Source organism: Salinibacterium sp., from assembly GCF_031364185.1.
Classification (GTDB): domain Bacteria; phylum Actinomycetota; class Actinomycetes; order Actinomycetales; family Microbacteriaceae; genus Rhodoglobus.
This window is the reverse complement of sequence record NZ_JANLVV010000030.1, coordinates 1-11419: the sequence shown is the minus strand read 5'-3', so window position 1 is coordinate 11419 and position 11419 is coordinate 1. Positions and strand designations below refer to the sequence as shown.

Here is an 11419-nt window from a genome sequence, read left to right as displayed (position 1 = left end):
GACTGGATCGTCGAAACTCGAGTTGACGCCTCGGCGTTCGACCGGCGCTACCAGCAGGGCGGACTCATACTGTACGGCGACGACTCCAATTATCTGAAGCTCGACATCCTTGCCACCAATGCGGCCGGATCGACGCTCGCGCGCAACGTGGAGATGCGCAGTGAGATCGGCGGGATCGTGCAGAATCCGCAGCCCAACGCGGAAGCTCCCGCTAATGGGATTGTGTACCTTCGACTGGCCAAGGTCGGCTCCACCTACACGGGCTTCTCGAGTCCCGACGGCACGACCTGGACCCGGATCACCGGCGAGTTCAGTAGTCCCGGGCTGTCCAGTGCCAGGGTGGGCCTGTTTGCCCTGGGAAATGCGGCACAGGGGGCAACCTCCCACACCGGACTGTTCGACTATTTCCGGGTGGTCGCCGACCCCCTCACGGTGACGGCAACGCTGGCACCGGAGGCTCCATCCGGAGCCCAGTCGTGGTATTCGGGGGATGTCTCCGTGACCTTGGCCACCGAGGGGGGCTCGGGCACCGTCTACCGTGAGTACAACCTCGACGATGGTGGTTGGCTCGAATACACGACACCGGTGCGGGTGACTACGGATGGCGCGCATCAGCTTCTCTACCGGGCATCCTCGGACGGTGACGCAACCGCAGAAACGCCACTCTCGTTCTCCCTCGATAAGACGCTGCCCACCCAGTCCGCGACGCTTATCATCGGCGATATCGATCCGGCACTGCGTACCGTCGCGATTGCCAGCGCGGATGCAATGAGCGGTGTCGCTGCCGTGGAGTACCGCATCAACGATGGCGACTGGACCGCATACACGGGCGCTGTTGCGGTGACCACCGATGAGCAAACTGTCCGCTATCGCACGACGGATGTCGCAGGCAACCAGTCTGCGATCGCGTCCCTGGTCGTTCCAGCGGCGCCTCGGGATGGGGAACCGGTTGTCACCGTCATCCCAACGCTGAGCCCCCCGACCGCCGACGGTCAGCACGGCTGGTGGGTGTCTACCGTGACCGTGTCGGCGACGGCAGCAAGCACGATCGCCGGCGAGGTCAGGGTGATGTATCGCATCGGTGATGGTGACTTCGTGGGGATGAACGCGCCGGTCGAGATCGCGATGGAGGGAACGATGGTAGTGACTGTTAAAGCGGTTGACATCGCCTCGAATGAATCACCCCAGAGTGTCATCACGATTCGAAGAGACACCGTCCGTCCGACTGCGATTGCTGCCGAGGTTGACCGTGCGATCACGCTGTCGGGGATGGACGCGTCAAGCGGGATCGACCGGATCGAATTTCGACGGGAAGCAGATCCGGCTGGCACCTGGCGAACGTACTCGACTCCCGTTGAGATGGGGGACCAGGCGGGCACGATCACCTATCGCTCCCGCGATGCGGCAGGTAACACGAGCGACACGGGAGAGATCTCGGTCGAGGCGATTGACCCGGAACCGTCCACTCCCTCCGTCGTTGTGGATGACCCGACAGTGCAGGTCGGTGACATCTGGACCATGGTGGGAACGGGATTTGACCCGGACACGCTCTATGAGGTTTGGCTACTCTCCAGCCCCCAAAAAATGGGAACGGTCACCACGAATGTCCAGGGAGGTTTGACGTTCAGTTTCCAGGTTCCCCTTACTCTCGATGCCGGAACCCATCATGTAGAGATCCGCACGGTGCAGGGGCAAATCGTGGCCGCATCCGGGCCTCTGCAGGTTGCGGCTGCTGACAGTGTCGCGGCACGGCCGGCGGGCCGTGCCCCGCTGGCTACCACCGGAGCCACCGGTGCCGGTGGCGCGTTGCCATTGGCACTTGCGCTGGTGGCCTTCGGCAGTGTCGTGGTCATTGGTTCGCGGCTCATTCGTCGTCGACGCGCCACCGAAGGACGCTGACATGGGGCCGGTGCGCACAGGGTTGGTGGCGGTGATCGCCATCCTGCTTGCCGCGGGCGGTGCGGCTATCCCGGCTTCCGCGCACGGTGGGGGCATTGCGCTGCAGGTGTCCCAGGACGGACTCGGCGGGGTCTACATCAGTGCGAGCTACGAGGAGGACGGGCATCCTGTCGACGCGCTCATCGATCCGGTACTCAGGGCATCGTCGCCGGGTTCGGCTGATGTCGGACCGATCGAGCTGGTGTCGAGCGGGCAGGGTGTTGGCATCTGGACAACACCGGGGCCCGTACTCACCGACGGCGCGTGGACCATCACCGTGGCGACGACGGTGCCTATCGCCGCCACGGTCACCACCGAGCTGACGATTGCGGTGGTTGACCCGCCCGTCGAGGCGCTAGCGGACGGGATCGCTGAGCCTGGCCCGGAGGCGAGCGGCGGGGACTTCATTCTGCCTCTCGTCATCGGTTTGATCGGGATTGTGATGAGTGCGGTGTTGATAGGCCGACGCTGGAGAAAAGCAGCACGCTCCCCTGCACTGGGGTGATCACCGAATGTCCAGCGCCGCTGGGGAGGCGTATTGTTGTGTTACACGCTGGCCAGCCCGGGGTCCAACACGCGCTACTGCCGATGGATTTTTTTACTCACACACGTGTCGACTGATGTCCGAGAACCCCGGAATCACGGGTGAGGAAGGGTCAGGTTGTGCCGGAGGAGAATGCATCGCCATCAACGGCGTCCCGGGTTGTGAAGGCCAGCATACGGGGCAATAACCTCGATAATGTTCGTCGTCACAACTTATCGATGGTTCTGGGTCTGGTTCATGAGCGTGGGACCGTTTCTCGTGCCCAGCTCACAAAGGAGCTCGGCCTCAATCGTTCGACGATCGCCGCGCTGGTCTCAGAGCTGGTGCAACTCGGCCTCGTGCTCGAGACCGAGCCCCAGCAGACCAACCAGGTTGGTCGCCCGAGCCTCGTTATCGAACCGAATATGCGTACCGTGGCCATCAGCGTGAACCCGGAACTTGACGCGGTCACCATCGGGCTCGTGGCTCTCGGCGGCACGGTGATCCGACGGGTGCGGTACGACAATGTGCGGGTGCCGACCGCCCGCGAGGTAGTTAACGTCGTTTCGGCTGTCATTGCCGGAATGCGGGGCGAACTCGACGCAGAATTCAGAACGCTCGGAATTGGCCTCGCGGTCCCCGGACTGGTGCGCGGCTCCGACGGACTTGTTGATCTCGCGCCTCACCTCGGTTGGCGCGATGAACCGCTGGCAGCCATGCTCACCGAGTCAACCGGATTCGCAGTATTTTCCGCCAACGATGCGGCGTGCGGAGCGATCGCCGAGAGCAAGTTCGGCGCGGCGCGCGATGTCGACGACGTGATCTACCTCAATGGTGGCGCGAGTGGCATCGGCGGCGGTGTGATCAGTGACGGGAGCCTGCTTACCGGTGCGAACGGATACGCAGGCGAACTCGGTCACACTCTGGTGAACACGAATGGCTCGATGTGTCATTGCGGGGCCACGGGATGCCTCGAGACGGAGGTATCACGCCGACCATTGCTCGACGCCTGCGGTCTCACCGACCTCGAGGCCGAGCGACTCGAGGAGGCGCTGGTGGCCGCGTTCGCCCGACCGGAGCCGCCCGTCGAGCTGGTGGCAATCGTCGAGCGGCAGGCACGATTCCTCTCCATCGCTCTGCGAAATGCGATCAACGTCTTCAATCCGCGCCGCATCGTTCTCGGTGGTTTCCTGGGATCGCTCTACCGGGTGGCACCCACGCAGCTCGACGAAATGATCCGCGGCGGGGCCATGCGCGGCGCTCGGGATGGTGTGGACATCATGCGCGCCAGCCTGGGATCAAACATTCTGATGGTGGGCGCTGCCGAGCTCGCCTTCGCGTCGGTTCTCGCGGATCCCGCGAGTGTCTCCCGCGCCTAGTCATTCGCCGCGCCGGGGGGGCCTATTGCCAACCAGCACAAGGGGTCTGCGGATAGTGACACAGGGGCTAACGTGAAGGGATGTCCACCTCCCTTAGCCCCGAAACAGCGAAGCGCGTGTCACGCCGCTGGCCCGTAATTAGCGGCGGGGTCGCGGTGCTGCTGGCGCTCGGTCTCGGCCTGATGGTGGTCGTGCGAACAGTCCCCGGTGGCGTCGACGTCAGCTTTCTCGGCGAACTCGTGGAACATCGCACGGCATTCTGGACGGTCCCGGCATTGGCGATGGACTTTCTGGGCGGAGGGTGGTTCGGGGTCTTCGTGGTGCCGATCGGTATCGCGGTCATCCTGCTCATCGCAAGAAAACGGTGGTCGGCAGTGTATTTCGTGCTGGCAACTGTGGTGAGCGCTGGGATGGTGCAGCTTCTTAAGTCGCTGTTCGGTCGAGCGCGCCCCATGGACATCCTCGTGACTGCCGACTTTGGATCTTTCCCCTCCGGCCACGTCGCCAACGCCGCGACCATGGCGGTGACGCTGGCCATCCTTTTGCAACGGCGGTGGGTCTGGGCGGCGGGCGTGGCGTACGTCGTGCTGATGCTGCTGAGCCGCACCTATCTCGGCGCTCACTGGCTGAGCGATACGATCGGCGGACTGCTGCTGGGGGCGGCCGTCGCCGTGCTGCTGTGGGCGCCGCTGGCCTCCCGGCTGCAGAAGGAGTGGAGTGCGCCTGCCGCCGCGTCGCGATAGCGTGACACTATGAAAATCCTCCTGGTTGGTGCTGGCGGCGTCGGTGACGCGATCGCCAAAATTGCGGCTCGACGCGACTTCTTCGAAACGATGATCGTGAGCGATTACGACCTCTCCCGCGCCGAGCGCACCATCGCCTGGATCACCGCACGGCACGGCGACCAGGGGGCACGTTTCGTCGCGGCTCGTATTGACGCGTCTGACCCCGACAACGTGGCATCCGTCGCCACTGAGCATGGCGCTACCCACGTGATGAACGCGGTGGAGCCCAAATTCGTGCCCACCATCTTCGCGGGCGCGCTCGCCGCCGGCGTCGACTACCTCGACATGGCGATGAGCCTCTCCGAGCCTCACCCCACAGATCCGCACAGCCAGACCGGGGTAAAACTTGGTGACGACCAATTTGCGCAGGCACCGGATTGGGAAACCGCTGGCCGCCTCGCCGTCGTCGGAATGGGAGTGGAGCCCGGGCTCAGCGACGTATTTGCGCGTTACGCGGCCGACCATCTCTTCAATGAGATCGATGAGCTCGGCACCCGCGACGGTGCCAACCTGGTGGTGCGCGACGAGGCCGGCAACGAGATCTTCGCACCATCGTTCAGCATCTGGACCACCATCGAGGAGTGCCTGAACCCACCCGTGATCTGGGAGAAAGATCGCGGCTGGTACACGACGGCGCCGTTCAGTGAGCCCGAGGTGTTCGTCTTCCCGGAGGGAATTGGGCCCGTCGAGTGCGTCAACGTCGAGCACGAGGAAGTGCTGCTCATGCCTCGGTGGGTCGACGCCAAACGTGTCACCTTCAAATACGGGCTCGGCGACGAGTTCATTGGGATTCTGAAAACCCTCAACCAGCTCGGCCTTGACAAGACCGAGCCGGTTCGTGTGCGTTCGGCGGATGGCCCCGTGATGGTTGCGCCGCGCGATGTCGTCGCCGCCGGGCTGCCTGACCCGGCCACGCTCGGCCCCCGGATGACCGGCAAAACCTGCGCGGGCCTGTGGGTCACCGGCACCGGAGTCAATGGCGAGCCGCGCGAGGTGTATCTCTATCACGTCAGCGACAACGAGTGGACGATGGGCGAGTATGAGGCGCAGTGTGTGGTCTGGCAGACCGCCCTCAACCCGGTGATCGCACTCGAGTTGCTTGCCACCGGGGTGTGGACAGGCACCGGTGTGCTCGGCCCCGAAGCGTTCGACGCGAAGCCCTTCCTTGACCTGATGGCGCTGCCGGTTGCCGAGGGCGGCTTCGGCCAAGCGTGGGGGTTGGAAGACCGACTGGCATAAGCCGCTGCCGCTGCTGCTGCCGCTGCTACCGGTACGGCTACCGCTTCCGCTGCGCCGAGCAGGGTGTCGATGTGAGTGATGTCAGTTCAGACTGACGTCACTCTGAACTGACACAATGTTGTGCTGCACCCGGAGGTGGGCGCCTGGCGGAGCCGCTTCTCAGGGTGGTTCGCCGACGGAAGCAAAACATTCAGTATCGAGCGCCACATCACAGAGGCGTCTGCGCCATAAACTGGCGGCATGACGGATGCAGCAGCCCTGGTCGAAGCAGCAAAAAAAGCCCTGGCCGACGCCGAGGCCGCCCTCGCAGCCGAGCAGGTGCCGACATCACAGCCGGTGCCGCCGCCCGCCGCGAGCACCAGCGCCAGTTCGACAACCGAAGGCCCCCTGTCAGCGTCACAGGTCGAGACCATTCGCGCCGGCTACACCTTCGACGCGCTGGCACTGGAAATGGGCGCCCTCGTCAACGGTGACCCGCTTTCCGACGTGCCCATCCGCATCCCGATCGCCATGGTCAACCGGCACGGGCTGGTTGCCGGCGCCACGGGCACCGGCAAGACGAAGACGCTGCAGGTGCTGGCCGAGCAACTCTCGGCGGCGGGGGTTCCCGTGTTCGCAGCCGACATCAAGGGCGACCTCTCGGGGATTGCGAGCCCGGGGGAGTCGAACCCGAAACTGCTGCAGCGCACCGACAGCATTGGGCAGCATTGGGCCGCGGCATCCAGCCCGACCGAATATTTCACGCTCGGAGGTCTTGGCACAGGCGTTCCGATTCGGGCGACCGTGTCGAGTTTCGGCCCGCTGCTGATGTCGAAGGTGCTGGGTCTCAATGACACCCAGGAGTCGAGTCTGAGCCTCGTCTTTCACTATGCGGACAGCGCGGGGCTGCCGCTTGTTGACCTGAGTGACCTGCGCGCGGTGCTTCAGTGGCTCACCAGCGACGAGGGTAAAGCAGAGCTCAAGAACCTTGGTGGGCTGTCGAGCGCTACCGCCGGCGTGATCCTGCGGGAGCTGATCGGTTTTGCCGACCAGGGCGCCGACGTGTTTTTCGGTGAACCCGAGATTGATACGAGCCTGTTTCTTCGCACCACCGCCGAGGGCAAGGGCATAGTGAGCCTGCTCGAGATCCCCGGGGTGCAAGACAAGCCGGCGGTATTCTCCACATTCCTCATGTGGCTACTCGCCGACCTCTACAACGACCTGCCCGAGGTGGGCGACATTGATAAGCCCAAGCTGGTGTTCTTCTTCGACGAGGCGCACCTGCTATTCAATGGGGCATCCAAAGACTTCATCGCCTCGATCACCCAGACGGTCAGGCTTATCCGGTCGAAAGGCGTCGGCATTTTCTTTGTGACCCAAACGCCGAAGGATGTTCCGAGCGAGGTTCTCGCCCAGATCGGCTCCCGTGTGCAGCACCAGCTTCGGGCGCATACCCCCGATGACGCGAAGGCACTCAAAGCCACCGTCTCGACCTACCCGACGTCTGGTTACGACCTCAAAGAGGTGCTCACGACGCTGGCGACCGGTGAGGCCATCATCACCGTGATGAATGAGAAGGGTGCACCATCTCCGGTCGCCTGGACCAGGCTTCGGGCGCCGCAGGGTTCCATGTCACCGACGCCCCCGGCAACGATGCAGGCGACCGTCGCGGCGAGCCCACTGCTGTCGCAGTTCGGTACCGTCGTTGATCGCGAGTCAGCACGCGAAATCCTCGCCGTAAAGATGAACGCTGCGGCGGCGGCCGAAGCCCAGGTGGGCGCGCAGGCAGCCGCGGCCCAGCAGGCGAAGGAGGCGGCCAGGGTTCAGGCTGAGTACGACAAGGCAGCGCGCGCGATGGAAAGAACGTCGCAGCCCAGAACCACCAGTCGAACCAGCACCAGAACACAGGGCAACCCGATCGGGGATATTTTTGGATCCCGCGCCGGCCAGACGGTGGTGCGGGAAGTGCTGCGGGGCATCTTCTCGACGCTCAAGCGCCGCTAGTAGTCGATATCTGCTCGCGCTGCCTAAGCGCCAACGGGCACGCCCGCAAGCCGCAGCAGTGCGAAACTGAGCAGGCCCACGGCGGCGATAGCAATCGAGAAAACCAGGGCCGCCAACACCGGCCGCCTCTCGAACCAGTAGCCGAGGCCGGGGAATTCCTCGTTGATCTCCCGCGTCGAGAGAGCGTCCTCAACCGGAACGAACGGCACGTCGAGCGTGGCGGCCACGATCTCCATGCTGGCGCGTGACCAGAACTGACCGCGCATCCTGATCAGCTGTTTACCGTCGTGGTCGCAGACGTAGAGCTGGGGCACGCCCGCCGGTCGGGAAGGTTCGAACCGGTCGGCCATGACAATGGAGCCGATGGCGGATAGCGGAATGTATTTTTTGCTCCGGAAGAAGCCGCGCTCGGCGATGCCGGTGGGGTCGACCCAGATGGCGGCGGCGAGGAGGCGAAACGACGCGAAACCAATGATCAGGGTTGCGACGATCTGCGCGACGAGAACAGCACGCCAGGGACCGACTGGCACGGTGAGAAAGTACAGCACCAAAAACACGGGGGTCATGAAGACCAGGCAGGCGGTCAGTCCGCGACCGAACAGGTGCGAGTGTGGCCGAAGCTTCGCTGCGGCGGTCATGACGTCTCCAAGGTCAGTGTGCCGGGCATCCCGATCGCCGCCTGCCGGCAAATACGCACGAACGTGCCAGTGGCTTCGCCGACAACCTCGATCACAGTCCCCCGTGGGCTATGACAAAAAATCAAGTGGTCTATAGCGACTATACACAAGGGCGGGGAACGGGAAGTCTACCCCGAAGCGAATTGAGGTTGAGGGGCAGCACGACCCATGTTCATGATAAATCGTCAGCAGCTCATCTATGCTGAAGCGGGGGACGCATAGTAAGGCGGTTTCCCGGACACGCCCGGATGAACCGGCTCTGGTTCGTCCCTCATTCGAGAAATTGGTTACTACTCATGCGAAACTCACGTCCCGTCGCTTCTCTGCTCATCGCCTCCGTTCTGGTGACTGGCCTTATCGGGTGCGCCGGTCCGATCGTCGCGGATAACCCGACGGCGGCCTCCACTGGAGCTCCGGCCACTGAAGAGACTGCAACCCCCACGGCCGCGGGTGACTCGCCTGAGTGGGCGAACTCGGTCACCAACCCCGGTGAGCTTCTGACCACGATCGCGGGCACCGACTTCCAGGTAGAGATCTACCAGGTCGGTACTGTCGCGGCTACCAAGCCCGGCAACTTCGTCAACCCCGACACCAATAAACCCATCATTGAGGTCGGCGCCGAGCTCGTCTATGTCAACTATGTGTTCACGAATACCGGGCCCGCCGACATCCCGCTGAGCTACAACCTGGTGGCGATTTCGGCGCGCTACGCCGACTGGCCTTACCTGCAGGGTATGGACAATATCACCGACTTCGCGCTCGATGAATCGATGAAGATCAACAACACAGCGATCGCTCCGAACAAGGGTGAGGCACCCTTTGCTTGGCCGGCGGGTACTTCGTTCTCGTATGGCCAGAATTTCCTCTACCAGGCCGGCTCGCAGATCGAGTTTGCCGCGACGCTTACGCCGTCCGATGCGAGTGGCGACCTGGATCATGACAAGAAGCAGGAAGTCGCGGTCTCGACGTCGATCAAATAGTAATCGGGCAGCTGGCATGGGTGACGAGCCCAGTGAGCGGGGAATGAGGGAGCAGTGAGCGGGGAGCGGAGAATGGGGGATTCGAACCCCCGAGGGCTTGCACCCAACCAACTTTCCAAGCTGGCGCCATAGGCCACTAGGCGAATTCTCCTGGCCGGTCATCCACGAATCACCATGACCTCATGGAATCATAGCCGCAGATCGCCCCACCCGGCCGCACGGGTTACAATCGTGATGGCTCCTCGCGTGGCGTCACCCAGGCCAACTCCCCCAGGACGGAAACGTAGCAAGGGTAACCGGGCTCTGGCGGGTGCGCGGGGAGTTTTTACAGTTTCGGCCAAGCGCTTCGCGCGGCCGATGTTCCACTGCGTGGAACCTTGTATGAGACCCACAGAGAAAACAGCTTCCAAGCTAATAGTCTGAAAACATGGCTCGTTCGATTTACATCACCTCGGCCGAAGGGCACTCCGGCAAGTCGTCGATCGCGTTGGGGGTGCTCGACACTCTGCTGCGCACCGTCGAACGTGTCGGCGTGTTCCGCCCGGTCGCCCGATCCACGGACGAGCCTGACTTCGTGCTCGAGTTGCTGCTCGGCCGTGACGGCGTCACCCTCGAGTACGACGAGTGCATCGGGACCAGCTACGAGGCCGTACACGATGATCCGGATGCCGCCCTCTCGCGTATTGTCGACCGATTCAAGTCGATCGAGCGCACGTGCGATGCCGTGGTGATCGTCGGCTCGGACTACACCGATGTCGCGACGCCGACGGAGCTCGGGTTCAACGCCCGCATTGCGGCAAACCTCGGCGCGCCGGTGCTGCTCGTGCTCACCGGTCGCGAGCCGACAGAGTCGAGGGCCCGCACCGCCGACGAGCTGCGGCAGGTGGCCGAACTCAGCCTTCCCGAGCTGGCCGGCGCCCATGCCAGCCTCCTGGCCGTCATCGCCAACCGCGCAGATCCTGACTACCTTGACGAGATCGTAGGCGCGATCAGCACCGCCGCGCACGTGCCGGCGTGGGCCGTACCGGAGGATCCCTTCATGGTCGCGCCGACGGTCGAGGCGATCATGGATGCCGTGGACGGCACCCTGCTGAAGGGGGATAGAGCGCTGCTCGCTCGCGAATCCCTCGGCGTCGTGATCGCGGCGATGTCGATGGAGAACGTGCTTCCGCGCCTCATCGAGGGCGGCGTGGTCGTGATCCCTGGTGACCGCAGCGAGATGCTGCTCGCGGCACTGACGGCACACGCATCCGGAACATTCCCGTCGCTTGCCGGCATCGTGTTGAACGGTGGATTCGAATTGTCCCCGATCATCGATCGCCTCATCGAGGGGCTCGACCAGGATCTGCCCATCATCAGTACCGACTACGGAACGTACCCCACCGCGCAGTACATTGTGCAAACGCGCGGACGGCTGACCGCGACATCCCACCGTAAAATCGACACCGCTCTTGCCCTCTTCGAGAAACATGTCGATTCGGGCATACTCATCGCCGAGCTGGGTGCTGGCACATCGAGTGCGGTAACCCCTCTGATGTTCGAGTACGCCCTGCTGGAGCGCGCACGGTCGAGCCGCAAGCACATCGTGCTGCCCGAGGGTTCTGACGACCGCATCCTGCAGGCCGCAGGCACGCTGCTGCGTCGCAATGTCGTCGACTTGACAATCCTCGGCGACGAAACCGAAGTGCGGGCGCGTGCCGCCGGTCTCGGGGTGGACATTGCCGCCGCCGCCGTGCTCGACCCGACGGCGCCAGAGCTGCGCGAGCGCTTCGCCGAAGAGTACGCACGGTTGCGTGCGCATAAGGGGATGACGGTCGAAGCGGCGCGTGACATCGTCACGGATGTGTCGTATTTCGGCACCATGATGGTGCACCTCGGTCTCGCCGACGGCATGGTCTCCGGTGCCGCGCACACC

9 protein-coding genes, 1 tRNA gene and 1 other RNA gene are annotated in these 11419 nt (G+C 63.7%); 9 read left to right on the top strand and 2 right to left on the bottom strand.

The genetic code is table 11. From position 1 onward, the window contains the following. From RMN95_RS01740 to RMN95_RS01715, 6 genes are all read left to right on the top strand, one after another. Nucleotides 1-1899, top strand: a 1899-nt coding sequence (locus RMN95_RS01740) for an OmpL47-type beta-barrel domain-containing protein (RefSeq protein ID WP_309615242.1), incomplete at its 5' end; no start/stop codon positions are given. After that, a complete protein-coding gene (locus RMN95_RS01735) occupies nt 1841-2443 on the top strand; it encodes a hypothetical protein (protein ID WP_309615241.1) in 603 nt (200 codons plus the stop codon). The genes RMN95_RS01740 and RMN95_RS01735, both read left to right, overlap by 59 nt. Nucleotides 2444-2700: 257 nt before the next feature. Continuing rightward, complete coding sequence (locus tag RMN95_RS01730; RefSeq protein WP_309615240.1) at nt 2701-3840, top strand: ROK family transcriptional regulator; 1140 nt, start codon at nt 2701-2703, stop codon at nt 3838-3840. 80 nt (nt 3841-3920) lie between these two features. Then, complete coding sequence (locus tag RMN95_RS01725; protein WP_309615239.1) at nt 3921-4583, top strand: phosphatase PAP2 family protein; 663 nt, start codon at nt 3921-3923, stop codon at nt 4581-4583. Nucleotides 4584-4592: 9 nt separating this feature from the next. Then, nucleotides 4593-5864, top strand: a complete 1272-nt coding sequence (locus tag RMN95_RS01720; protein ID WP_309615238.1) for a saccharopine dehydrogenase C-terminal domain-containing protein — start codon at nt 4593-4595, stop codon at nt 5862-5864. A 240-nt stretch (nt 5865-6104) separates the two neighbouring features. Then, complete coding sequence (locus RMN95_RS01715) at nt 6105-7847, top strand: helicase HerA-like domain-containing protein (RefSeq protein ID WP_309615237.1); 1743 nt, start codon at nt 6105-6107, stop codon at nt 7845-7847. Between the two features lie 23 nt (nt 7848-7870). On the opposite strand, the gene RMN95_RS01710 is transcribed toward RMN95_RS01715, so the two are convergent. Next, complete coding sequence (locus RMN95_RS01710) at nt 7871-8485, bottom strand: hypothetical protein (RefSeq protein WP_309615236.1); 615 nt, start codon at nt 8483-8485, stop codon at nt 7871-7873. A gap of 335 nt (nt 8486-8820) precedes the next feature. On the opposite strand from RMN95_RS01710, the gene RMN95_RS01705 reads away from it, so the two are divergent. Then, nucleotides 8821-9504, top strand: a complete 684-nt coding sequence (locus tag RMN95_RS01705; protein WP_309615235.1) for a hypothetical protein — start codon at nt 8821-8823, stop codon at nt 9502-9504. Nucleotides 9505-9570: 66 nt separating this feature from the next. On the opposite strand, the gene RMN95_RS01700 is transcribed toward RMN95_RS01705, so the two are convergent. Further along, nucleotides 9571-9655: transfer RNA gene (locus tag RMN95_RS01700), tRNA-Ser, on the bottom strand. Between the two features lie 82 nt (nt 9656-9737). Between RMN95_RS01700 and ffs the strand changes: the two genes are divergently transcribed. Both ffs and pta read left to right on the top strand, forming a co-directional pair. Continuing rightward, nucleotides 9738-9834, top strand: an RNA gene (gene ffs, locus RMN95_RS01695) — signal recognition particle sRNA small type. Nucleotides 9835-9931: 97 nt separating this feature from the next. Beyond that, nucleotides 9932-11419, top strand: a 1488-nt coding sequence (pta, locus tag RMN95_RS01690; protein ID WP_309615234.1) for a phosphate acetyltransferase, incomplete at its 3' end; no start/stop codon positions are given.

Coding starts and splice junctions, on each gene's coding strand:
- RMN95_RS01730 (WP_309615240.1), top strand. CDS start 2,701: ATGGTTCTGGGTCTGGTTCATGAGCGTGGGACCGTTTCTCGTGCCCAG.
- RMN95_RS01715 (WP_309615237.1), top strand. CDS start 6,105: ATGACGGATGCAGCAGCCCTGGTCGAAGCAGCAAAAAAAGCCCTGGCC.
- RMN95_RS01725 (WP_309615239.1), top strand. CDS start 3,921: ATGTCCACCTCCCTTAGCCCCGAAACAGCGAAGCGCGTGTCACGCCGC.
- RMN95_RS01705 (WP_309615235.1), top strand. CDS start 8,821: ATGCGAAACTCACGTCCCGTCGCTTCTCTGCTCATCGCCTCCGTTCTG.
- RMN95_RS01720 (WP_309615238.1), top strand. CDS start 4,593: ATGAAAATCCTCCTGGTTGGTGCTGGCGGCGTCGGTGACGCGATCGCC.
- RMN95_RS01710 (WP_309615236.1), bottom strand. CDS start 8,485: ATGACCGCCGCAGCGAAGCTTCGGCCACACTCGCACCTGTTCGGTCGC.